Below are 21,124 nucleotides of genomic sequence, written 5' to 3' on the forward strand. Positions count from 1 at the left end.
TATCGAGAAGCCCAGCTAAATAGCAATTTGCGACTCATTGAGGATGCTCTGAGTATTCTACGGAAGCGAAAGCTGCGATTTGAGGGGTTGCAGCCTCTGGCTACCGAGGTGGCCGAGCGGACAGGTGTCCATCGAACTACTTTGTGTCGCAATTCCGCTTACAAGCGCCTTATGCTGAACCATCTAGCCTCTCAGCCCGGCGCAAGCGCCTTGGTTGGTGATGATGACGCGACGCCTGAGTTGCTGAAGGCAAAGCTCTTCGATGCACGACTAGAAGCAAAAACTCTCAGGGGCCGCGTTGCCGCCTTGGAAAATAGGCTATCGGCATCAACGGTAGCGTTGACTGAAGAAGAGCATCCGGTTCCTTCAGGGGGGGCAAGCCTGCATGTCGACTTCAGTAATACAGTCATGGCTCTCAAGCTGATACTGGAAAGAATCAATGCTGAATTTGAGGTTGTCCAGGTCGATTTTGAAAAAGAGGAAATACGTGACCTAGCGGCTCCAGTTGGTCGCCAAGTCATCGTGAGTGGGCAACGTGCTCGGGCATTTTTGCAGGCATATCGCACCCTTCTTGAGCAGGAAAGAAAGCTTGGGAGGAAGGCATGAAAAGCGGGAAGGTGGTTGGTGCCGAGTACGTACAGACGTTTCGGACCTATCTGGAATCTGTTGATGCGCTGCCTCGCAACGAAGATGGGGCGCTCAGCATCAGTGCCATTGCAGAGGCCTCTGGAATACCACGACAGTCGTTTTACAAGAATCCTCAACTGAAAGCGCTTCTGGCTGACGTCAAGGTTGACTTGCCTGTTAAGGCATTTCAAGAGGGCGCTACATCGAATAGTCGCCGTGTGCGTAGCGAGGGTGGGCTTGACACAAAAGCGAAGCTTCTGGAAAGACGCGTTCACCAACTAGAACAGCAAAATGCTGCCTTGGTGGCCGAAAATGCGGAGCTACGCCGTCAGCTGAAAGCGCTGAGGCTACAAGCTGCTCGTGAGGACATGATGATTGAAACGGGGCGGCGAATTCCAGCGCCTCCGGAGCGTGTTGACGCTCGTTGAAAACTGACCAGAAAAGTGGGGGTGTGCGCGCTGAAAATTGACCAGGGTGATTAACTCGTCCGCTCATTTTTTGAGCAGGATTTTAGGAGATGATCACCATGAAGGATCTGGGAAGGATTCGGCGGTTGTTTTATCGGGATGGCCTATCGCTGTCCGAGATTTCGCGGAAGACGGGGTATAGCCGGAACACCGTCAAACGTTGGTTACGGACACCGGAAGGGGCGGAGCCGAAGTACGAACGGCAGAACCCGAACATCAAGATTGCCCCGTATGCGGCGCGCCTGATCAAGGCACTGGAGGCGGATGCCCGCCGTCCGAAACGGGATCGGCGCACAGCACTGAAACTGTTTGGCGAATTGCAGGCCGCCTGAGGTGCCCCCGGTTTTAGTGCCAAGGGCGTTTTAGTAAAAGTCCTTGGGTTGTACCGTTAAAGACATTCTTCGGCGGCTGGCTGGGCAGAGGTGGTTGCCCGATGCTCGGCCGCGAACTCTGCCGGGGTTTGATAATTCAATGCGCTGTGCGGCCGATGCTGGTTGTAGTCCCGGCGCCAGGCGGCGATCAGGATACGAGCCTGTGGCAAGCTCGTAAACCAATAGTCATTCAGGCACTCATCTCGGAAGCGTCCGTTGAAGCTCTCGATGAACGCGTTCTGCGTGGGTTTCCCGGCCTGGATCAGTTTGAGCTGAACGCCATGCTGGCAGGCCCACTGGTCGAGCGCTTTGCCGGTAAATTCTGGTCCCTGGTCAGTTCGAATGGCCTTGGGGTAGCCCCGGAAGCGAGCCGCCTGATCAAGAACACGCGTAACGTAATGGCCTGAAATGCCGAAGTCGACCGCGAGATCGATGGCCTCCTTGCTGAAATCATCGACGATGGTCAGCACCTTGATCCGGCGGCCATTGGCCAGCGCGTCACTGACAAAATCCATCGACCAAACTTGGTTGGGCTCGGTAGGGCGTTCCAGTGCCTGCCGCTCAACAGCCACACCATGTCGCTTTTTGCGGCGCCGAACTGACAGACCGGCATCACTGTAGAGCCGATAAATCCGTTTGTGATTGGCTCGAACGCCCTCTCGCCGAACCAGCGCATGCAAGCGGCGATAGCCGAACCGGCGGCGCTCGCCGGCCAGTTCGACCAGCCTGGCTTGCAACTGCTCGTTCTCCGGCTGCGCCTTCGATACGTAATGCAGGACCGTGCGTGACAAACCCACCAGCTGGCAGGCACGGCGTTGGGAAATTGCTGTCGCTTTCCGCATCACCATGACTGACTCACGCTTTTGCTGGGGGCTCAGCGCTTTCGGCCCAAGGCCGCTTTGAGAGCTTCGGCATCAAGGATCGATTCGGCCAGTAGGCGTTTGAGCTTGGCGTTCTCGGCTTCCAGTTCCTTCAGGCGCTTCGCATCCGGAACTGACATGCCGCCGAATTTCGCCCGCCAGTTGTAGAACGAGGCGTCACTGAAGCCGTGTTGCCGGCACAGTTCCTTGATCGCCACGCCGGCTTCCGCCTGCTGCAAAAAACCGATGATCTGCTCTTCTGAAAACCGCTTCTTCAAGTCCATTCTCCTTCTCGAAAACGGACTTTACTAAATTGCCGGTGGCACTGATTACGGGGGGCACCTCACAACGAACATGCTCCACAGCAGGCGTCTGGCATCAGCCGGGAACACATGCCTTAATCTTCATGGATATGCAGATGCCGAAAATGGACGGCTTGACGGCAACCAAGCTCATTCGACAATTGGAAACAGGTAAGGACATTCCCATTGTGGCAATGACCGCAAACGCCTTCAACGAAGATGAGGAACGCTGTATTGCGGCTGGCATGAATGACTTTGTATCGAAACCTGTTGACCCTGACAGGCTATACAGCACGTTACTAAAGTGGCTTGAGAGATAATTTATGATTCGGTACAGCGCAATCGACGAAGCCAACGCTGATTGTCGATTTGCTAGCCATGAACCCTCGGTAAGTTCGAGATGCAAATGAGGTCTGGGGTAACTGGATGTCGATTGATAGTCACATTGCGGTCGTTTGAAGTTAGGTTCTCGAGAGGCTGCTTAGGGTCGGTGGCTGTCCTTTAATACGTCAGCCAGGTGGCATCAGGGAACCGTTAAATGCGCTCGTGGAAGCACATAGCTTAGACGTGACGACGGGGACCGAAGTCCCCGCCGGCTATCTTTGGTAACAAGGCTCTAGCAGCCCCGGCTAGCCGTTTTTAGGCGGCAATAGCGAATTGCTCATCGTTGGCAATTATGGATTTGCGCGGATTACGTCCGTCGCCTCTCGAGCTGCCTGCTTCTCTTCTTTCACCCTGTCGAAACCAGTACACCCCCACCTAAGCCAACAGCTTGGTATATTCCCAGCCTGTACCCCTATGGGCTTAGGTGGAGGTGAGGGGAATCGAACCCCTGTCCAGAGCGTTTCCGAGTCACCGGAATAACAGCCATAAGTTGATTATGGGGTTGGTCACCTCAAAAAACAACTGCTCACCACTGTCAGGTTGTCACTAAGTGTAACAACGACTGCTTTTTACAATAGTGCACGGTTGTGCATGCTTTAGTATAGACTATTCTGCGGTGCATGTGACTAACACACACAGTCAAAATTCAAACTTTTTCCTTAGATAAGGGTTCGATTCCCCTCACCTCCACCCAAGGGCATTTGTCTGAGTGCGTTTGGATGGGGGTGTACTGGCTTCGACAGGGCGGGCAAAGGTGCGCAGGCAACTCGTCAGGCGATCGACGTTAATGAAGCAAATCCATAATTGCCAATGATGAGCAATTCGCTATCGCCGCCTAATAACGGCTAGCTGGGGCCGCTGAAGCCTTATTACCCAAGACAGCCGGCGGGGACTTCGGTCCCCGCCGTCACGTCCACGTTTCCAGACCCCGTTGTCCAGGCCTACACCGTCTTGCCAAGTCTTTCCCAAACCGTTCCATTCAGGGCACGCAATGCCGATATTTTCATGATTTCAGCCGGTCCATTGAACCGGGCGGATTGGGGGCGAGTTTTGCGTGTCCGCCTTGATCCTGGCACTCTGCTTTGGATCTGCCGCTACTTGCTGGTAATCGCCTGCGCTGCCTGGGCTGGCACGGTGCCGGCTCTCGAGCGTGTTTCAGTGCAATTGCCCTGGAAGCATCAGTTCGAATTTGCGGCTTTCTATGCCGCCGAGGCCAAGGGCTATTACCGCGATGCCGGCCTCGCGGTCGATATTCTCGAAGGCGATCCGGGCGTCGATACCGTGTCGACGGTGCTTTCCGGAAAGGCGGATTTCGGCGTCGGTACGTCATCGCTGGTCATCGACCGCTATCATGGCAAGCCGGTAGTCGCTCTGGCGGCCCTGATGCAGCATTCGCCGATCGGGCTGCTGGCCCGGCGGGCGAACGGTATCAATAGCGTGACTGACCTGGCCGACCGGCCGGTTGCCGTCGATGTGCATAGCCGCGACGAAATCGAGGCCTATCTGAAAGCGTCGGGCTTGCCGGCGAACCGGTTGAAGCTGGTGCCGCAAACCGACTGGACGTTGGCTTCGGTCGATCACGGCGAGCATGCAGCCAAGGCGGTCTATCTCTCGAACGAGCCTTTCCTGGTACGTGGACGCGAGCACGAGTATCTGCTGCTCACGCCGCGTTCGGCGGGGATAGACCTGTTTGGCAACATGTTGTTCACCGTCGAGCCGACCTTGGACAAGCGTCCCGAGCTGGTCCGGGCTTTCCGTGAGGCGACGCTGAAAGGGTTGGTCTATGCGTTGGACCATTCGGATGAAATCGCGCAGCTGATCGTCGACCGCTACAACACGCAGGGCAAATCGCTGGAGCACTTGCGTTTCGAGGCCGAGCAGATTCGCGAATTGACACGACCGGATATCGTCGAGGCCGGCTACATGAATCCTGGGCGCTGGCGGCACGTGGTTGCGGTCTATGCCAGCCAGAAGCTGATACCCGGGGATTTCGAGATCGAATCCTTCCTCTACGCCCCGGATCGGCGTCAGACGATTCCGGCCTGGTTGCTGTGGTCGATGGCGATCACGCTGTTCCTGCTGGTGGTCGCGCTGATGGTGGCCGCACGCATGCGTCGCATCAACCTCGCGCTGAAGCGCGAGGCGAGCGAGCGGCAACGCGCCGAACGCAAGTACCGCGAGCTGGTCGAGAACGCCAACGCCATCATTCTCCGGCTGTCGCCGTCGGGCGAGGTGAAGTACTTCAACGAAGTGGCCGAACGGGTGTTCGGTTTCCATGCCGACGAAGTGATCGGCAGACCCATCGTCGAGACTATCGTTCCGGTGTCGGAGAGCGTGACGGAGCGCGATTTGCCAGGGGTGATCTCGGCTATTCTCGATCATCCCGATGCGTATGCCGAGCACGAGAACGAAAACGTGACCCGGGATGGACGGCGAATCTGGGTGCGCTGGTTCAATCGCGCCATCCTCGGGACCAACGGACATTTTGAAGGCTTGTTGTGTATCGGGCACGACATTACCGAGCAGCGTGCCCTCGAGATCGAGCTGGCGCAGTATCGTGACCATCTTGAAGACCAGGTGAGCGAACGCACGCGCGAGCTATCGCTGGCGCGCGAGGCTGCCGAGCGGCTGTCGGAGGTGAAAAGCCGCTTTCTGACCAACATGAGCCATGAGATGCGAACACCCTTGCACCAGATCAACGGCCTGTTGCAGATCTTCAAGCGTCAGGAAATGACCGACAAGCAGACGCAATTGACGGAGCGGCTTCAAGCGGCGACTCAGGGGCTGACGCGGACCATCGATACCATCCTTGAAATGAGCTGGATCGACTCCGGCCGACTCGAGTTGAAGCGGCAGGTGTTTACCCTGTCGATGCTGATCGACGACATGGCGGGTCTGGCTGCCGATCAAGCCAGTGCCAAGGGCCTGGAGTTCGTGCTCGAGACGGACGTGAGCGATACCCAGGTGGTGGGTGACCCCATGCTCATTCGGCGGGCAATTGCCAATTACATCGATAACGCCGTTCGGTTTACGCCGACCGGCAGGATCACGTTGCGCACGAAGGTCGAATCGCTTTCAGGGAACGAGTTGGTATTGCATCTGGAGGTCGAGGATACGGGGGTGGGTATTGCCGCCGAGGATATCGGCCGGCTGTTCTCGATTTTCGAGCAGGGCGACAATTCGCAGAGCCGCATCTACAGCGGCCTCGGCGTCGGCCTGGCGATGTCCCGGCGGATTGCCCAGGCGATGGGGGGCGATGCTGGCTGCCGCAGTGTGCTCGGCGAAGGTAGCGTCTTCTGGCTGACTTTCCGGCTGGCGTGTATCGGCCGGCAATGAACGCCTCATTGCGTTACGCTGACATGCAGGCAACGTGGTGGAACACACATCGGCAGAGAAGTGCTAACTTCAATCTGCGACAATATGCCGCATCGGCATTGCGACATCACTCGATTACAATGTGTTTCATCGTAAGCGGCTGTTTTATATATGTATTTTGATATGGATCAAGGCTTGTGAGCGAGGCGCTGGTCTTGCCGCCTCTGGATCTGGTCGAGCCCCATTCCTCGCCAGCGGAGCGGGCTGTCAACCTTCTGGCCGTCGTCCTGTTGCATGCCGTGCTGGCCTATGCCCTGCTTTTCTTTTCGGTCAAGAACGAGCTTATTGCCCTGCCGTCCAGCATCAGCGTCCGGCTATTGCCCATGATCGAGGAGCCGCCGGCTACAGCGAAGCCTCTGCCGCCCCCGCCGCCAAAAGCACCAGTGCGCAAGCCGCCGCCCGTTCAGCCGCAACCGGTTCTGGCAGTACCCGCCCCGGCGGCCCCCAGCAGCTTTATCGTGGCCCCGCAACCGCCGGTTCCCCCGGTGCCGCAGCCCGTCGCACCACCGGTGCCGGCACCGGTCGCCGTGGTGGCCGCGCGCTTCGATGCCGACTACCTGCATAACCCGAAGCCGGTCTATCCGGCGCTTTCCCGTCGCCTGAACGAGGAGGGCAAGGTGCTGCTGAAGGTGCGTGTCAGCGCCCAGGGCGCCGCGTTGGACGTGGTCGTTTCGAAGTCGAGCGGTTTTCCACGTCTCGATGCCGCGGCCATGGATGCCGTGGGGCGCTGGCGCTTTGTTCCGGCCCGGCGCGGTGATGAGCCGATTGATTCGTCGGTGGTCGTCCCGATCGCCTTTGCGCTTGACTGATTCACAAAGGAAATTTCATGCATTCATCCATGGGCCTGGCCCACTTCTGGAGCCAGGGCGACCTGGTGACACATACCACCGCCGTGATACTGGCGCTGCTTTCGGTCGCTTCGTGGACGGTCATTCTCGGCAAGCTGCTGTCGGCCTGGCGGGCCTCGCGGTCGCCGGATCGCGTGCTGAACTCCTTCTGGAGCGCCAATTCGCTGCCCGAGGCGCTTGAGGCCCTGCGCCGCGACGATCCGTCCGGTGTCTTCGCCGGTTTGGCGCTGACTGGAGCCCATGCCGCGCAGGCGCATCAGCAGAATGCGGCACGCGGTATTGGTGCCGGGGTCAACGCCAGCGAATTCGTCACTCGGGCCATGCGTTCGCACATCGTCAATACCCAGGCGCGTATCGAGCGCGGGCTGACCTTTCTTGCCTCGGTGGGGTCGACGGCGCCATTCATCGGCCTGTTCGGAACGGTCTGGGGCATTTATCACGCGCTGGTCGGGCTTTCCGGCGCCACCCAAGTGGTCCTCGACAAGGTGGCCGGTCCGGTGGGCGAGGCCCTGATCATGACGGCCGCCGGCCTCTTCGTCGCCATTCCTGCCGTGTTGGCCTACAATGCCTTCACGCGTTCGAACCGGCTCCTGGCCGTGCAGCTCGACGGCTTCGCTCATGACCTGCACGCCTACCTGACAACCGGCGTCCGGGTCGGCGGCAATACCCAGCTGGTCGACATTGCTGCTGCGCGCGCCAAGCAGGTGGTCTGATCATGGCGTTCGGGAGTTTCGACGAAGGTGGAGCCGGCCAGCCAATGGCCGAAATCAACACCACGCCGTTGGTGGATGTGATGCTCGTGCTGCTGGTCATCTTCATTATCACCGCCCCGCTTTTCCAGCAGGCGGTGCCGATCGACCTGCCCCAGGTTTCGGCCACCAAGCTGGACGAAAAGCCGGAGGTGATCCAGTTGGCGATCGACATCGACGGGCGGATTTTCTGGAACGGTGAAGCGCTGGCCCGCGATGCGCTGGATGGCCGTTTCGCAGCCTCCAGCAGCCGGCAACCGGAGCTGCATCTGCGTGCCGATCGCAAGGTGCCCTACGAAAAAGTCGCCGACGTGATGGCGGCAGCCCAGCGAGCCAACATCGTCAAGATCGCTTTTCTGACCGAACCGGCGCGCTAGCCCGCCAGGCTTGCCAGCGCGAAACTGCGCGTGGCATGAACGCCGTCGAGGCGTATGGGGCGAATGACCGCGCTGCGTTCGAGTTGCTTGACGATGCGGGAAATGGTTTCGAAGCGCAGGGCGGTGATGTCGGCGATGTCCTGGCGCGTGGGCAACACGACGCGACCGTTTGGGTCAGTGAGCAGGCGGATCAGTCCCAGGACGCGGTCGCTGGCTTGGCCACCGCGTAGCGCCACCAGATCGGCCGCCCGCTGCTGCGCCCGGCTCAGCGAGGCGAGCAGGGTCGCGTTGTCGGCGCTCCCGCCTTCCGGCCACGGATCGAGGCGGCAATGGGTCAGCGCCGTGGCCCGGAAGGTATAGCAGCCCAGCAGCAACGTCTCGCAGCCGATGATGTCGCCGGCAATGGCCAGGCTGGCAAAGGCGGCATGGCCATCGGCTGCAACGTGGTCGAAGCGGATGACCCCTTCGCTCACGCGCCATGCCTTGCCCTCGCTGCCGGCGGCGTGGATTTCGGCGCCGGGGTCGGCCTGGCGTGCTTGGCGCGGTCTGTTGTGCGGGCTCGGCATGCGAAATCTCCGATATAGATGGCAAAAACCCCGGCACCGGGCCGGGGTTGATCGCTGGCGGTAGTGATCTAGAACTTCAGGTTGAGGCCGGCGTAGAACGAGCGGCCCATGCCCGGGACGGCAATGCCCCAGGGCATGCTGCCGTCGGCCGGGTTGAGGCTCATCGTCCGGCCTTGGCCGGTATAGGCACCACCGGTGGGCAGGGCGTAGTAGCGGTCGAAGAGGTTTTCGACGCCGAAATCGACGCGTACGTTCTTCCAGGTGTAGCTGCCGCGCAGGTGGGTCAGGCTGTAGCCTGCAGTGGCGATTTCGTTGCGCACCCCCGATACGTCCTGCTTGCCCTGAACGCCAACAAATTCGATGGCATTCGCCCAGCCGCCCAATTGGTGGGTCAGGCTGAATTTGCCGTTGAGCGGCATGATGTTGTACAGGTTGTCGCCGGTGTCGCGGTTTTCGCCCTTGGTGTAATTGACCAGGCCCTTGACGCCAAACTCGCCGAACCCGGTCCTGGCCAGCGGCGCGCGACCGGAGAGGTCGAGGCCGTACAGGCGGGCGGACTGGTTGGCGTACTGCAGCACCACGAACTGGTTGCGCGTACTGTTGTTGGCGGCCGTGCAGGCCGAGCCGGCGGTACAGCGGACGGCATCGATATAGTCGTCGACATGGGTGTAGTACGGCGTGGCCTTGAGTTCCCAGCTACGGTCGGCGGCGTGCCAGTCGAAGGTGAAGGAGGCGGTGTAGGCCTTTTCCGGCTTCAGGTCGAGGTTGCCGATATAGCCGTTGCCGTCGCCGACGAAATTGTTCATGACTGCCGCCATGCTCCAGGTGGACCAGGTGTAGCGCTCGTACAGGTTGGGTGAGCGGACCTTGCGGGCCAGGCCGAATTCGATGTCGGCAGTCTGGCTCGGCGTATAGCGGGCCAGTGCGGTCAGGTCGAGGTTGTCGTCGCTGCGGTTGTGGCTGCGGCGGTTGAAGGCGGCGGTATCGACCTGCTGGTTGCCCATGGCCGTGCCGTAGCCGCGAACGTTGCCGGCGTCGCTCTCGACCCGCTCGTAGCGGGCGCCGAGCAGGGTTGTCCATTGCGGCCCGAAGCGTTTCTCCCATTCGGAGAAGATGCCCAGGCGATTGCGCTTGCCGTTGTTGATATTCTCGAAGGTGCCCGGCCACATGCCGGAACCGGAAGGCGGCCACCAGTCGTTCAGCGTGTAATGCTGGTAGATGGCGCCCAGGCGCAGCAGGTCGCCCTGGCCGAGCTCGATGTCACCCTTGAGGTTGATGCCGGTGGTCCGCCCGGCGGAGTACATCGGCATGCCGTAGGCGCAGGTGCTGCTGATCGGCGAACACGGCGAGCCGTTCGCTCCGCTGCCTGATGACGCGCCATACCAGATCCGCTTGTCGGCACCGAAGTCCATGAAGTGATCGACGCGTTCGTGATAGGCGCGGGCCTCGAACAGACCCCAGTCGAACTGGCCGAGGTAACGCAGGTTGACGCGTTTCTGCTCGTTGCCGAGCATGTCCATGCGTTGGTTGGGGTAGAGCTGATACGGGACATCCTGGTAGCCGAACTTGGCTTCAACCAGGTGATTGCCGCCGCGCAGGGCGAAGCCGAGGGTATGGGTACGGCTTTCGTAAGCGGTGGAGCCGACTTCATCGCGCGCCACCGTATGGCCGATGCGGCCGGTTACCGTGTTTTGCCGGAAATCGCCGCCAGCCTTGTAGTTGTCGGCCTTGGCCAGCGCGCCGGTGTAGCTGATGCTGAGGCTCTCGGTGGCCAGCGTGGCCGCCAGGTTGCCGCCGATGGCATTGTTGTTGCTGCGGGCGAAAGCACCGATCTCGCCCTTGGTCAGCGTGCCCTGGCCGGGGGCGGCAAACTGCGGCGGCGCGGTTTCGGCGACGATGGCGCCGCCAATGCTGTCACCGCCCACGCTGACGGGCGCGATGCCGGCGAAGACCTTGATCTTGGCGACGTTGGCCGGGTCCAGGTAGGACAGCGGCGGGTTCATGTGGTTGGGGCAGGAGGCGATGAAATCCATCCCGTCCACGGTGATGCGCAGGCGATCGTCAGCCAGGCCGTGGATCGCAGGCAGGCTGGAAACGCCGCCAGCGCCGTAAAGGCTGACACCCGGTACATCGCGCAGCAGCGCCGCCGTGTCGCGGGTAATGGCGTGTTGGGCGGAAATCTCCGCCGAGCCGATCTGCTGCGGTGTCGCTGCATCGCGTATCTTGCCGGCGTTGACGACGACCTCGTTGAGCGTCGTCTGGGCATGGGCCTGTTGCCAGGCCATGGCGGTACAGGCGAGCGCAACGGCGGTCGCCAATGGACGGAGTTGATACCTCATGTGGTTCTCCCTGAACTTTATTGGTATGTAAGTGGGCGGGATTCTCCTCTCTCAGCCGGAACGCGGGAATGTGACAAATTGTCGCGCGACAATTTGTCTAATTCCAAAGCACGGGGGGGAAGACATAGCATTCAAGGCGATAATCCCGCCGTGGCTGATTCTCAGTCGTCATGGCGGCCTGGACGACTGGAGACCAAACATGCGCCGACTGCTGTACCGTCATATCCTGATGGCTTGTCTGTCCCTGTACGGGGTTACCGTATCGGCGACACCGGCCGACGATGATTTGCGTCTTGCCGCCATGGCGCACAAGGCTGGAGAAACGCAACGGGCGGTAGCGATATGGCGCTCCTGGGCCGACCAGGGCAATGTCGATGCTGCCTATAACCTGGCCGTCATTCACCAGTACGGTGATGGAGTGCCTCTGGATTATGCGAAGGCCTTGCAGTGGTATCGACAGGCTGCCGAACAGGGCGACAAGGTATCGCAATTACAGATCGGGCTGATGTACCAGACAGGGCAAGGCGTCGTGGTGGATGAAACCGAGGCGCATCGGTGGTTTACGATGCACCGCCGACACCACCTGCACCATGCGCATGAGCCAAAGATGCTGGCCTGGTGCCAGCAGGCGCGGGCCTTGATCGACGAGCGGGATCGCCGCGAACAACTGGCCGCCTCGCGCGCGACATCCGTGCAAGTGCTGGCGGAACTGAAGCGGCGGGCCGGTCTGTCCGCCGAACCGCCGCTGGCAACGGCAGCCTTGGCGGGATCAATGCAGGTTCGCTGAGCCCGGCGGCTTGCCGAGAGGGCCGGCATGCCGACCGGTTTCTCGCGGACCTCAGCCGTTCAGCTTCTCCAGCGCCTCGCGCAGCTTGCCCGGCTCGTCCAGGCGGAGGATCTTGCGGACGTTGGGGGCGAGGTCGTTGACCTCCGACTTCAGCACGTGCTGCTTGACCTTCAGTATCTGCGAAGGATGCATCGAGAAGATGCGCAGTCCCATGCCGAGCAGCAGGCGGGTCAGTTCCGGGTCGCCGGCCATTTCGCCGCAGACCGATACAGGGACGTTGACCTTCTCGGCGCTGGCCAGCGTATGGGCGATCAGCATCAGCACGGCCGGGTGCAGCGGGTCGTAGAGGGCGGCGACCTGCTCGTCGGTGCGGTCGATGGCCAGCGTGTACTGGATCAGGTCGTTGGTGCCGATGGAGAGGAAGTCGAGGCGCCGTAGAAACAGGCCGACGGCCAGCGCGGCAGCGGGAATCTCGATCATGCCGCCGACTTCGATTTTTTCGTCGAAAGCCACCTTTTCACCGCGCAGGCTGGACTTGGCCTGTTCCAGCGCGGCCAGCGTTTGGTCGATTTCGTGGGCATGCGCCAGCATCGGGATGAGCAGCTTGATCGGGCCGTACTTGGAGGCGCGTAGGATGGCGCGCAGTTGGGTCTGGAACATGCGCGGTTCGGCCAGCGACAGGCGGATGGCGCGGCGGCCGAGCGCCGGGTTGGTCTTGACGCGGTCGCCGGCGCTGGCGTTCGGGTTCAGATCCTTGTCAGCACCGAGGTCGAAGGTGCGGATGGTGACCGGCCGGCCGCCCATGCCCTTGACCACTTTCTTGTAGGCCTCGTACTGCTCCTGCTCGTCGGGCATGTCGCCACGGTCGAGGAAGAGGAATTCGGTACGGAACAGGCCGATGCCTTCGGCACCGCAGTCGAGGGCGACCGGGACATCGCCCGGCAGCTCGATATTGGCGAACAACTGCACCTCAACGCCGTCGATCGTCTCCGATTTGGCGGTCTTCAGGCGCTTGAGCTTGGATTTCTCCAGCTCGATCTGTTCCTTGCGCAGCTGGTATTCGTCGAGGATGCGTTGATCCGGATTGACGATGACGACGCCGCGCAGGCCGTCGACAATCAGCAGTTCGCCGTCACGGATCAGGCCGCGGGCGTTTTCCAGGCCGAGGACGGCAGGAGTTGCCATCGAGCGGGCAAGGATGGCGGTATGCGAAGTCGCGCCGCCGACATCGGTGATGAACGAGGCGAAGCGGTGTTCCTTGAAGGCGATGGTGTCGGCCGGAGACAGGTCGTGGGCGACGACGATCAGGCTTTCTTCCTTGGACTTCTTGGCATTCTTCAGCGCGGCGCGACCGGGGTGGCCGAGCAGTTCCTTGACCACGCGCTCGACGACCTGCACCACGTCGAACTTGCGCTCGCGCAGGTAGGTGTCTTCGAACTGATCGAACTGGTCGACCAGATGCTCCATTTGCTGGACCAACGCCCATTCGGCATTGCAGCGTCGCTCGCGGATGATGTCGCGCGGCTTTTCGGCCAGTTCCGGGTCTTCCAGGAACATGGTGTGGATGTCGATGAAGGCGTTGAGCTCGGCCGGCGCGTGCTCGGTATTTTCCTTCATCAGGATCAGTTCTTCCTTGACCGCCTTGATGGCTGCGTCGAAGCGCTCGATTTCCTTGTCGATCAGGCGCGGCGCCAGTGTCAGGTGGGCGACCTCGAGGGTCGCGTGCGACATCAGCATGGCTCGCCCGATGGCGATGCCGCCGGAAACGCCCAGGCCGTGTAGCGTGAAGCTCATCGAGTCTATTCCCCTTCGCCAAAGTAGTCGGCGATCAGCGCGAGCAGGGCCTCCATGGCCTCGGCTTCGTCGGCGCCGTCAGTCTCCAGGGTCACCTTCGAGCCCTTGCCGGCGGCCAGCATCATGACGCCCATGATGCTCTTGGCGTTGATGCGGCGCGTTCCCTTGGTCATCCACACTTCGCACTTGTACTTGCCGGCGAGCTGGGTGAGTTTGGCCGAGGCGCGGGCGTGCAGGCCAAGTTTGTTGATGATTTCGGTTTCCTGGGTCAGCATGAATCGTTTCCGGTTAATGGTCTTGCATGTTGAGAATGCCGTCGCGGCCACCATCGCGGGCGCGGACAAGCAGGGTCTCCAAGTCCTTGTCGCGATAGTTCAGGGCGCGCAGCAGCATGGGCAGATTGACGCCAGCCAAGCCTTCGATACGGCCCGGATCGAGCAACTTGAGGGCAAGGTTGGCCGGCGAGGCGCCGAAGATGTCGGTCAGCACCAGCACGCCCCGGCCGCTATCGACCAGGCGCAACATCTGGCGGGCCAGCGGCAGCAGGTCGAGCGGGTCGTCCTGCGCGGAGAGGCCGAGCTGGTTCAGTTGCAGCGGGCGCTTGTTCAGCACGTGGCAGGCGTTCTGAACGAGCGCCTCGCCATAGCTTCCATGCGTGATGAGAAGAATGCCGATCATGCTCCGGATTCTAACCGAAGCGACTACTTGCGGCTGACGATCAGGATACCGACGACAACAAAGACGGCGCCCGCGGTCTGCGCGGCGGAAATGTGCTCACCGAGCAGCCACCAGCCGAAACCGATGGTCAGGATGGGGCCGACCATGCCATACAGGGAGGCGCGCCCGGCGCCGATGCGGCGGATTGCCGCCGACTGGGCGAATACCGGCACGATGGTTGAAAACAGGGCCATGGCCAGCCCCCAGCCGTAGACCGGCAGCGGCTGGATGAAAGCCGAGAACGGCTGGGCGGCCATGAAATGCAGCAGCGTCATGGCTGACGACATCAGCATGGCCAGCGCCGAGAAGCGCATGGCGCCAAGGCGGGTGATCATTGGGCCGCTTCCGGAGAGATACACGGCGTAAAGAATGCTGGATCCGAAGACCAGGGCGCCGCCGATCACCACGCTGCGCGTATCGCCGAAATTGAGGTCATGCACGAAGGCGAATCCGATGCCGGTGTAGCACAGTGCCACGGCAATACCTTCGCGCCGGGTGAGGGGCTTGCCCTGGAATAGGACGCCGATCAGGATGGTCAGCGTCGGATAGGTGAATAGAATCAGCCGTTCAAGCCCGGCCGAAATGTATTCCAGTCCCCAGAAATCGAGCAGACTCGATCCGTAGTAGCCGCAGAAGGCCAGCAGCAGGAGCTTTCCCCAATCCTCGCGGCTCAGGCTGTCGCCAGCCTTTTGACTGGACAGGCCGACCCATAGAAAGACAGGGAGCGCAAAGCCGAGACGCAAGGCGAGCAAGGTGATTGCATCGATGCCGTAGGGATAGGCCAACTTGACGAATATTGCCTTGAGCGAGAAGCCAAGTGCGGCAATAAGGGCCAGGCCAGTGCCGTAAGCGTTCGATGGTTGCAATTCGGGTCCGGAGAAAGTGACGTGATATCGAGAACCCCGGATGGAGGTCTGAGCACGCGCCGACAATTGTCAGACAGCCGTTCTTTCGATCTCGACGACGGGTTGTCCAAACCATGCTTCGGCGCGACCTCTCCAGAGAGTGCTTGATCTTACCAAGCTTCGGCGATTTCGATCAGATTGAGATCGGGGTCGCGCACATAGATGGATCGGATGGGGCCGAGCGCGCCGGTCCGTTTGACCGGGCCTTCGACAATGGGGACACCATGTGCATGCAGGTGGGCGATGACTTCGTCCAGCGGTCGACTGGCGATGAAGCACAGATCGAGCGCACCGGGAACCGGCAGGTGCGCCTTGGGCAGGAATTCCTTGCCGTATTCGTGCAGGTTGATCTTTTGTCGGCCAAAAACAAAGGCCGTGCGGTTGTCGCCGAAGGTTTCACACCGCATGCCGAGCACCGTTTCGTAGAAATGGATGCAGGCGGCGGTGTCGCGCGTGGTCAATACGAGGTGATCCAGGTGGTCGAGCATGGGGACTTCTCCGGGAGGGGAGGCGGGGTCGCCGCCTATGGTGGTTTATTTTCCGCCGATTTCCTTGCGGATGGCCTCGACCAGCGTTTTCGGCAGACGCGATTCGACCTGCCCATAGGTGGGGAGCAGGGCTTGCCGCCAGGCATCCCGCTGCTGGGCCGTGAGCTGGGTGACGCTGGCCTTGCCGGAGGCGGCGATACGCTTGAGGTCGTCCTCGTTTTCCTTCTCGGTCAGCTGGTTCACGAAGACGGTGGCATCGCGCATGGCGCTGTCCAGCGCGCTGCGGACATCCGGCGGCAGGCCATCCCAGAACTTCTTGTTGACCACGACGGCGTAGCCGAGATAACCGTGATTGGTGGCCGTATAGTGTTTCTGGACTTCATGGAAACGCTGGCTGTAGCTTTGTGTCGGCGTTTGCTCGGTGCCGTCGATGACGCCGGTTTGCAGTGCCTGGTAAACCTCGGAGAAGGCCATGGTCTGCGGCAGGGCGCCCAGCGTGCGCATCTGCGCTTCGAGCACCTTCGACGACTGGATGCGCAGCTTCAAGCCCTTGGCGTCGCTCGACAGCGTCAACGGCTTGTTGGCCGACATCACCTTGAAACCGTTGTCCCAGAAGGCCAGGCCTTTGATGCCGCGAGGTTCAAGCTTGTCGAGCATCTGCCGGCCGAGGGGGCCGTCGGTGATTTTGTGCACCTCGGCAAAGCCGGGGAAGAGAAAGGGCAGATCGAAGACCTCGAATTCCTTGACGCCGAGCGGCCCGAACTTGGAGAGCGACGGAATCAGCATGTGCACCGAACCGAGTTGCAGTGCTTCCAGTTCTTCCTTGTCCTTGTAGAGCTGGCTGTTCGGATAGACCAGCACCTGCACGCGGCCCTTCGTTCGTTCCTCGGCCAGCTTCTTGAACTGTTCGGCGCCACGGCCTTTGGATGTGTCGACCGAGACGACGTGGCTGAGCTTGATGACGATGGGGTCCGCTGCCAGCGCCGGCCCGACGGCAAGAATGCCGAGGGCCAGGGGCAGTGCAAAACGGAGTGCGGTTGCGAGTTTTTTCATGATGTCTCTTCCTGTTATGGGTGTGGGTACTGCGGGCAGCCCCGGGGGGCGGTCTTACTGGATCGCGCCGGCAGCCCGCAAGGCGGCGCGTTCGGCGGCATCAATGCCGAGCGTGTCGAGAATGCGGTCGGTGTGTTCGCCGAGCGCCGGTACCGGGTCGAGGCGGGGGGCTTCCGGCCAGCTCCCGGGTGGCAGCAGTGTCGGCACCGGCCCGGCTGGCGTGCCTACACTGCGCCAGCGCTGGCGGGCAGCCAGTTGCGGATGCGACCACAATTCGTGCACGCTATTGACGCGGGCATTGGCGATTTGCGCCTGATCAAGCCGTCGGCGTATTTCGTCCGGCGGGAGTTGGCGCAGGATGTCGCGAATCATCGGCTCCAGCGTCGGCCGCGCGGCTTGCCGGCCGGCGTTGTCGGCGTAGGCCGGGTCGTTGGCGAGATCGTCGCGCTGCAGGACGAGGCGGCAGAAACTGACCCACTCGCGGTTGTTCTGCAGACCGAACATGAGGCGATTGCCGTCGGACGCCTCGAATGGGCCGTAGGGGAAAATCGTCGCGTGCGCGGCGCCGGCGCGGGGCGGTGGCGGCTGGTCGTCGATGGCGTAGTAGAGCGGGTAGCTCATCCACTCGCCGAGCGATTCGAGCATTGAAATATCGATGTGCCGGCCCTTGCCGGTGCGCCCGCGTTCGAGCAGCGCCGCCAGGATGTTGCTGTAGGCGTACATGCCGGCCGAGATGTCGGCAATCGACGGCCCGGCCTTGCACATTTCTTCGGGCGTGCCGGTTACCGAGAGAAAACCCGACTCGCTCTGGATCAGCAGGTCGTACGCCTTGCGGTCACGGTCGGGACCGTCCGAACCGTAGCCGGAAATGTCGCAGACGATGATGCCGGGGTTGATCGCCGCCAGCGTCTCGTAACCCAGACCAAGCCGGTCGGCTGCGCCGGGGGCGAGGTTCTGGACCAGCACGTCGGCCCCGGCCACCAGACGGAACAGCGCATCGGCCAGCCGCGGGTGCTTGACGTCAATCGACAGGCTTTCCTTGGAACGGTTGGTCCACACGAAATGCGAAGCCAGGCCGCGCACCCGCTTGTCGTAGCCGCGGGCGAAATCGCCACTGCCCGGCCGTTCGACCTTGATCACACGGGCGCCGAGATCTGCAAGTTGGCGCGTGGCGAACGGGCCGGCGATGGCGTGTTCGAGCGAAACAACGGTAATACCTTGCAAGGGTTGCATCGTCGCTCTACCTCAGGCCAGGGTGGCGGTGGCGTCCATGGTCAGCCAACCCTCATGGTCGCTGGCCCACAGGCGGATAGTCTTGCCGTCGGCCGAAGGCTGGCCATTGACGTGGAAGTGGTGCGTATCGAAGGTCGGTCGCACGGCGCGGAATTCGAAGCCGGTCAGCGCGACGCCAGGCATTTCCCGTTGCAGCAGGTCGAGTAGTAGCGTGGCGATCAGCGGCCCATGCACGATCAGGCCGGGATAGCCTTCGACTTCGGTGACGTAGCGGCGGTCGTAGTGGATGCGGTGGCCGTTGAAGGTGAGCGCCGAATAGCGGAAAAGCAGCACGTCGTCGGGCACAATTTCGCGCCGCCAGGCACCGCTTTCGGCCTTGACTGGCGGCACGATCGGCGCATCGGCAGCGGGTGCATCGCGGTAAACAATGTCGTGCTCTTCCCACAGGCGGGGCTGCCCGGCAACTGCGATGTCGTGGCGCACGGTGACGAAGACCAGTTGGCCGCTGCGCCCTTCCTTGACCTTGATTGAAGCGATGGTCGAGGTCTTTTGCATGGGGTCGCCGATGCGCAGCGGGGTGCTGAAACCAAAGCGGCCGCCCGCCCACATCCGGCGCGGCAGCGGCACCGGCGGCAGGAAGCCGCCTTTTTTGGCATGGCCATCCGCGCCCAGCGCCGATTGGGCATGCAGCGGCAGAAAATAGAGCCAGTGCCAGAGCGGCGGCAAGGTTTCGCCCATGTTGCTGGATTGGACGTAAGGCGCTTCCAGCGTCGCCTTCAGGGCGCGCAGCGGAAAGGCGGTGGCGGTGTCAAAAAGGACTTCCTGGCGGCCCTGCCACTGTTGCAGCAGGGCGGTATCGATTGTTCCGGACATCTTGTTTGCTCCTCTGGTTCGTCTCGGGAAGCAGATTAGGGGCAGGCCAACTCTTTGTTAATCGGCGATTTTTCGGTATATCCTTCGCTGATTGCGAAGGGAGGGGCGAGCATGCATTTCGATACCAGCGACCTGAAAATATTCGTCGCGGCGGCCGAACAAGGTTCGCTGACCGCCGCCAGTCAGCATTGCCATCTGGCGCTGGCCGCCGTCAGCAAACGCATCGGCAAGCTCGAAGAGCAAACCGGCAGCGTTCTCTTCAGCCGCAGCAAGGCCGGCGTCGAATTGACCCCGGCCGGGCGTGTCTTCCTGCGTCACGCCCGGAGCTGGCTTTACGACTTCCAGTTGCTTAATGCTGAGCTGCAGGAACATGCGCGCGGCTTTCGCGGCCTGGTGCGCTTGGCTGCCAACACCAATGCCATGCTCGGCTTCCTGCCCGAAACGGTCGGTGCCTACCTGCGTCAGCACCAGCAGGTCGATATCCGCATTGAGGAAGTGTTGTCGGTCGAAGTGATTCGCCGCGTCGCCGAAGGGCGGGCCGACGTTGGTATCTTCGCGGCCAGCGTCGACGCCGGCCGGCTCGAATGTTTCCCCTTCCGCGACGACCTGCTGGTTGTCGTCATGGCGCGTGATCACCCCCTGGCCGGGGCGACAGCGCTGCATTTCGAAGCGGTGGTCGAAGAGGATTTCATCGCCCTCGACCAGCAGGCGGCGATCCAGTCGTTTCTCGACGAAAAAGCGCAGCATCTGGGCAAGAGCATGCACATCCGCGTCGAAACCCGCAGTTTCGACGCGGTCTGTCGTTTCGCCCAATGCGGTTTCGGTATCGGCATCGTGCCGCGCTCGTCGGCCGAACGTTTCGGTGATGCCAACTCACTCGCCGTCGTGCCGCTGGCCGACGACTGGGCCGAGCGCCGGCTGCAGATCGCAGTCCGTTCGCTCGACGCGCTGCCCAGCTATGCGCGGCAGCTGGTCGAACACCTGCGGCGCGCCGATTGAGGATGGCGGTGAGCCAAGGTTCAGCTGGTCAGGCCGTGTCGGTGGAATATTTTCAAGCCGCTCCGGCACGCTGGAGAATGCGTTGGGCGCGGGTGACGACGGGGGCGTCGACCATGCTTCCGTCGAGCGTGGTGGCGCTCCCGGCGGCGCTCTCGGTGGCTGCGACGATGCGGGTGGCCCAGTCGATTTGTGCCGGGCTCGGGGTGTTGGCGCTGCGTACCGGGTCGATTTGCCGGGGATGAATCAGCAACATGCCGGCAAAGCCGAGACGGGCGCCGCGCCTGGCGTAACGGATCAGGCCGTCGGGATCGTCGAGGGGGGTGTAGACGCCGTCGACAGGTGGGGCGAGGCTGGCGTTGCGTGAGGCTAGGACGAGCTGGCTGCGGGCGAAGAGAAAGACGTTTTCTTCCGGGTCTTCGCCGGGCGGTGGCGGATAGTCGAGGCCGAGGTCGATGGCGAGATCAAGTTTCCCGAAGAGTAGTCGGGCGACGTGCGGGCTGCCGGCCAGGGCGTTCAGCGCGGCCAGCCCGGCAGCGCTCTCGATGATGGGCATCAGCGGCTTGCCGGCGAATTCGCCGATGTCGGCGAGCGCCTGCGCGTTTTCGACCTTGGGCAAGACGATGCCGGCGACGGCAGGGGCCCGGCAGAGTTCGAGGTCGCTGGCGAACCAGGGGGTGTCGATGGCGTTGATGCGGACTAGCACGCATTTGGCGGGCTGGGTTGCCAGCCAGTCGGCTAGCATGTGGCGGGCCTTGTCCTTGGCGGCGGTGGCAACGGCATCTTCGAGGTCGATGATGATTGCGTCGGCGCCGCTCACCAAGGCCTTGGCGTAGCGTTCCGGGCGGTCGGCAGGAACGAAGAGCAGGGTTTGCAGCGTGGTGATGTCCATGGCGGCTCCTGAATGTGTGTTTGTGGCACACCTTATGCGACCGGGCCTTGGACTCACAATCGGCAAGTTTTCGAGTCATCCTTTCCTGATCGCGAATTTTGGCATTGCTGCCCACGCGTTG

General features: G+C 61.7%; 22 protein-coding genes and 2 other RNA genes. 11 read left to right on the forward strand and 13 right to left on the reverse strand.

The window, feature by feature from the left end; all coding sequences use genetic code 11:
- The first annotated feature begins 171 nt into the window (after window positions 1–171).
- From AB6Q56_RS19610 to AB6Q56_RS19620, 3 genes are all read left to right on the forward strand, one after another.
- The gene (locus AB6Q56_RS19610; RefSeq protein ID WP_434514703.1) at window positions 172–606 is read left to right on the forward strand and encodes a hypothetical protein; all 435 of its coding nucleotides are present in this window, start codon (window positions 172–174) and stop codon (window positions 604–606) included.
- Window positions 603–1,055: a DUF6262 family protein gene (locus AB6Q56_RS19615; protein ID WP_434514704.1), complete on the forward strand. Its 453-nt coding sequence runs from the start codon at window positions 603–605 to the stop codon at window positions 1,053–1,055. The genes AB6Q56_RS19610 and AB6Q56_RS19615 overlap by 4 nt, the downstream gene beginning before the upstream one ends.
- A gap of 89 nt (window positions 1,056–1,144) precedes the next feature.
- Window positions 1,145–1,426, forward strand: coding sequence for a helix-turn-helix domain-containing protein (locus AB6Q56_RS19620; RefSeq protein WP_434514705.1), 282 nt, complete (start codon window positions 1,145–1,147; stop codon window positions 1,424–1,426).
- Between the two features lie 56 nt (window positions 1,427–1,482).
- Here AB6Q56_RS19620 and AB6Q56_RS19625 read toward each other — a convergent pair.
- Window positions 1,483–2,603, reverse strand: a protein-coding gene (locus AB6Q56_RS19625) for an IS3 family transposase (RefSeq protein WP_434517116.1) whose coding sequence is annotated in 2 segments (ribosomal slippage) — window positions 1,483–2,354 and window positions 2,354–2,603 — 1,122 coding nt in all. Because the reading frame shifts where the segments join, the coding sequence is not laid out codon by codon here.
- A 140-nt stretch (window positions 2,604–2,743) separates the two neighbouring features.
- On the opposite strand from AB6Q56_RS19625, the gene AB6Q56_RS19630 reads away from it, so the two are divergent.
- The gene (locus tag AB6Q56_RS19630) at window positions 2,744–2,947 is read left to right on the forward strand and encodes a response regulator (protein WP_434514706.1); all 204 of its coding nucleotides are present in this window, start codon (window positions 2,744–2,746) and stop codon (window positions 2,945–2,947) included.
- A 248-nt stretch (window positions 2,948–3,195) separates the two neighbouring features.
- Here AB6Q56_RS19630 and ssrA (AB6Q56_RS19635) read toward each other — a convergent pair.
- Window positions 3,196–3,540, reverse strand: a transfer-messenger RNA (tmRNA) gene (gene ssrA / locus AB6Q56_RS19635).
- A gap of 64 nt (window positions 3,541–3,604) precedes the next feature.
- On the opposite strand from ssrA (AB6Q56_RS19635), the gene ssrA (AB6Q56_RS19640) reads away from it, so the two are divergent.
- The 5 genes from ssrA (AB6Q56_RS19640) (at window position 3,605) to AB6Q56_RS19660 (ending at window position 8,360) form a co-directional block, all read left to right on the forward strand.
- Window positions 3,605–3,921: a transfer-messenger RNA gene (gene ssrA / locus AB6Q56_RS19640) on the forward strand.
- A gap of 95 nt (window positions 3,922–4,016) precedes the next feature.
- Window positions 4,017–6,347: an ABC transporter substrate-binding protein gene (locus AB6Q56_RS19645; RefSeq protein WP_434514707.1), complete on the forward strand. Its 2,331-nt coding sequence runs from the start codon at window positions 4,017–4,019 to the stop codon at window positions 6,345–6,347.
- A gap of 176 nt (window positions 6,348–6,523) precedes the next feature.
- A complete protein-coding gene (locus tag AB6Q56_RS19650) occupies window positions 6,524–7,195 on the forward strand; it encodes an energy transducer TonB (protein ID WP_434514708.1) in 672 nt (223 codons plus the stop codon).
- A gap of 17 nt (window positions 7,196–7,212) precedes the next feature.
- Complete coding sequence (locus AB6Q56_RS19655) at window positions 7,213–7,947, forward strand: MotA/TolQ/ExbB proton channel family protein (RefSeq protein ID WP_434514709.1); 735 nt, start codon at window positions 7,213–7,215, stop codon at window positions 7,945–7,947.
- 2 nt (window positions 7,948–7,949) lie between these two features.
- Window positions 7,950–8,360, forward strand: a complete 411-nt coding sequence (locus AB6Q56_RS19660) for an ExbD/TolR family protein (RefSeq protein WP_434514710.1) — start codon at window positions 7,950–7,952, stop codon at window positions 8,358–8,360.
- Here the strand turns inward: AB6Q56_RS19660 and AB6Q56_RS19665 are convergent.
- Window positions 8,357–8,926, reverse strand: coding sequence for a Crp/Fnr family transcriptional regulator (locus tag AB6Q56_RS19665; protein ID WP_434514711.1), 570 nt, complete (start codon window positions 8,924–8,926; stop codon window positions 8,357–8,359). The two genes, AB6Q56_RS19660 and AB6Q56_RS19665, sit on opposite strands and share 4 nt — an antisense overlap.
- Window positions 8,927–8,994: 68 nt before the next feature.
- Window positions 8,995–11,265, reverse strand: coding sequence for a TonB-dependent receptor plug domain-containing protein (locus AB6Q56_RS19670; protein ID WP_434514712.1), 2,271 nt, complete (start codon window positions 11,263–11,265; stop codon window positions 8,995–8,997).
- Window positions 11,266–11,464: 199 nt separating this feature from the next.
- On the opposite strand from AB6Q56_RS19670, the gene AB6Q56_RS19675 reads away from it, so the two are divergent.
- The gene (locus AB6Q56_RS19675) at window positions 11,465–12,052 is read left to right on the forward strand and encodes a tetratricopeptide repeat protein (protein WP_434514713.1); all 588 of its coding nucleotides are present in this window, start codon (window positions 11,465–11,467) and stop codon (window positions 12,050–12,052) included.
- A gap of 51 nt (window positions 12,053–12,103) precedes the next feature.
- On the opposite strand, the gene ptsP is transcribed toward AB6Q56_RS19675, so the two are convergent.
- The 8 genes from ptsP to AB6Q56_RS19715 all read right to left on the reverse strand — a co-directional run bounded on the left by ptsP (window position 12,104) and on the right by AB6Q56_RS19715 (window position 19,115).
- The gene (gene ptsP / locus AB6Q56_RS19680) at window positions 12,104–13,846 is read right to left on the reverse strand and encodes a phosphoenolpyruvate--protein phosphotransferase (RefSeq protein WP_434514714.1); all 1,743 of its coding nucleotides are present in this window, start codon (window positions 13,844–13,846) and stop codon (window positions 12,104–12,106) included.
- Window positions 13,847–13,851: 5 nt separating this feature from the next.
- Window positions 13,852–14,121, reverse strand: a complete 270-nt coding sequence (locus AB6Q56_RS19685) for an HPr family phosphocarrier protein (protein WP_434514715.1) — start codon at window positions 14,119–14,121, stop codon at window positions 13,852–13,854.
- A 13-nt stretch (window positions 14,122–14,134) separates the two neighbouring features.
- Entirely contained in the window at window positions 14,135–14,524 is a 390-nt protein-coding gene (locus tag AB6Q56_RS19690) for a PTS sugar transporter subunit IIA (RefSeq protein WP_434514716.1), read from the reverse strand.
- Window positions 14,525–14,547: 23 nt separating this feature from the next.
- The gene (locus AB6Q56_RS19695; RefSeq protein WP_434514717.1) at window positions 14,548–15,429 is read right to left on the reverse strand and encodes a DMT family transporter; all 882 of its coding nucleotides are present in this window, start codon (window positions 15,427–15,429) and stop codon (window positions 14,548–14,550) included.
- A gap of 149 nt (window positions 15,430–15,578) precedes the next feature.
- The gene (locus AB6Q56_RS19700) at window positions 15,579–15,956 is read right to left on the reverse strand and encodes a VOC family protein (protein ID WP_434514718.1); all 378 of its coding nucleotides are present in this window, start codon (window positions 15,954–15,956) and stop codon (window positions 15,579–15,581) included.
- Window positions 15,957–16,001: 45 nt separating this feature from the next.
- The gene (locus tag AB6Q56_RS19705) at window positions 16,002–17,009 is read right to left on the reverse strand and encodes a TRAP transporter substrate-binding protein (RefSeq protein ID WP_434514719.1); all 1,008 of its coding nucleotides are present in this window, start codon (window positions 17,007–17,009) and stop codon (window positions 16,002–16,004) included.
- Between the two features lie 54 nt (window positions 17,010–17,063).
- Window positions 17,064–18,242 (reverse strand): CaiB/BaiF CoA transferase family protein, encoded by a 1,179-nt coding sequence (locus tag AB6Q56_RS19710; RefSeq protein ID WP_434514720.1) that lies wholly within the window; start codon window positions 18,240–18,242, stop codon window positions 17,064–17,066.
- 12 nt (window positions 18,243–18,254) lie between these two features.
- Window positions 18,255–19,115 carry an FAS1-like dehydratase domain-containing protein gene (locus tag AB6Q56_RS19715; protein ID WP_434514721.1) on the reverse strand — a complete coding sequence of 287 codons (861 nt, stop codon included), beginning with the start codon at window positions 19,113–19,115 and terminating at the stop codon, window positions 18,255–18,257.
- Window positions 19,116–19,226: 111 nt separating this feature from the next.
- Between AB6Q56_RS19715 and AB6Q56_RS19720 the strand changes: the two genes are divergently transcribed.
- Window positions 19,227–20,114: a LysR substrate-binding domain-containing protein gene (locus tag AB6Q56_RS19720; protein WP_434514722.1), complete on the forward strand. Its 888-nt coding sequence runs from the start codon at window positions 19,227–19,229 to the stop codon at window positions 20,112–20,114.
- Between the two features lie 52 nt (window positions 20,115–20,166).
- Here the strand turns inward: AB6Q56_RS19720 and AB6Q56_RS19725 are convergent, their stop codons facing one another.
- Window positions 20,167–21,003: an HpcH/HpaI aldolase/citrate lyase family protein gene (locus AB6Q56_RS19725; protein WP_434514723.1), complete on the reverse strand. Its 837-nt coding sequence runs from the start codon at window positions 21,001–21,003 to the stop codon at window positions 20,167–20,169.
- Window positions 21,004–21,124 lie beyond the last annotated feature (121 nt).

Origin of the sequence: Dechloromonas sp. ARDL1 (genome assembly GCF_051122455.1) — a bacterium.
Lineage (GTDB): Bacteria > Pseudomonadota > Gammaproteobacteria > Burkholderiales > Rhodocyclaceae > Azonexus.

Excerpts from the sequence above, each read along its gene's own strand:
- AB6Q56_RS19610 (WP_434514703.1), top strand. The coding sequence starts at position 172 with ATGCTGAACCATCTAGCCTCTCAGCCCGGCGCAAGCGCCTTGGTTGGT.
- AB6Q56_RS19615 (WP_434514704.1), top strand. The coding sequence starts at position 603 with ATGAAAAGCGGGAAGGTGGTTGGTGCCGAGTACGTACAGACGTTTCGG.
- AB6Q56_RS19620 (WP_434514705.1), top strand. The coding sequence starts at position 1,145 with ATGATCACCATGAAGGATCTGGGAAGGATTCGGCGGTTGTTTTATCGG.
- AB6Q56_RS19630 (WP_434514706.1), top strand. The coding sequence starts at position 2,744 with ATGCCGAAAATGGACGGCTTGACGGCAACCAAGCTCATTCGACAATTG.
- AB6Q56_RS19645 (WP_434514707.1), top strand. The coding sequence starts at position 4,017 with ATGATTTCAGCCGGTCCATTGAACCGGGCGGATTGGGGGCGAGTTTTG.
- AB6Q56_RS19655 (WP_434514709.1), top strand. The coding sequence starts at position 7,213 with ATGCATTCATCCATGGGCCTGGCCCACTTCTGGAGCCAGGGCGACCTG.
- AB6Q56_RS19660 (WP_434514710.1), top strand. The coding sequence starts at position 7,950 with ATGGCGTTCGGGAGTTTCGACGAAGGTGGAGCCGGCCAGCCAATGGCC.
- AB6Q56_RS19665 (WP_434514711.1), bottom strand. The coding sequence starts at position 8,926 with ATGCCGAGCCCGCACAACAGACCGCGCCAAGCACGCCAGGCCGACCCC.
- AB6Q56_RS19670 (WP_434514712.1), bottom strand. The coding sequence starts at position 11,265 with ATGAGGTATCAACTCCGTCCATTGGCGACCGCCGTTGCGCTCGCCTGT.
- AB6Q56_RS19675 (WP_434514713.1), top strand. The coding sequence starts at position 11,465 with ATGCGCCGACTGCTGTACCGTCATATCCTGATGGCTTGTCTGTCCCTG.
- ptsP (WP_434514714.1), bottom strand. The coding sequence starts at position 13,846 with ATGAGCTTCACGCTACACGGCCTGGGCGTTTCCGGCGGCATCGCCATC.
- AB6Q56_RS19685 (WP_434514715.1), bottom strand. The coding sequence starts at position 14,121 with ATGCTGACCCAGGAAACCGAAATCATCAACAAACTTGGCCTGCACGCC.
- AB6Q56_RS19690 (WP_434514716.1), bottom strand. The coding sequence starts at position 14,524 with ATGATCGGCATTCTTCTCATCACGCATGGAAGCTATGGCGAGGCGCTC.
- AB6Q56_RS19700 (WP_434514718.1), bottom strand. The coding sequence starts at position 15,956 with ATGCTCGACCACCTGGATCACCTCGTATTGACCACGCGCGACACCGCC.
- AB6Q56_RS19705 (WP_434514719.1), bottom strand. The coding sequence starts at position 17,009 with ATGAAAAAACTCGCAACCGCACTCCGTTTTGCACTGCCCCTGGCCCTC.
- AB6Q56_RS19710 (WP_434514720.1), bottom strand. The coding sequence starts at position 18,242 with ATGCAACCCTTGCAAGGTATTACCGTTGTTTCGCTCGAACACGCCATC.
- AB6Q56_RS19715 (WP_434514721.1), bottom strand. The coding sequence starts at position 19,115 with ATGTCCGGAACAATCGATACCGCCCTGCTGCAACAGTGGCAGGGCCGC.
- AB6Q56_RS19720 (WP_434514722.1), top strand. The coding sequence starts at position 19,227 with ATGCATTTCGATACCAGCGACCTGAAAATATTCGTCGCGGCGGCCGAA.
- AB6Q56_RS19725 (WP_434514723.1), bottom strand. The coding sequence starts at position 21,003 with ATGGACATCACCACGCTGCAAACCCTGCTCTTCGTTCCTGCCGACCGC.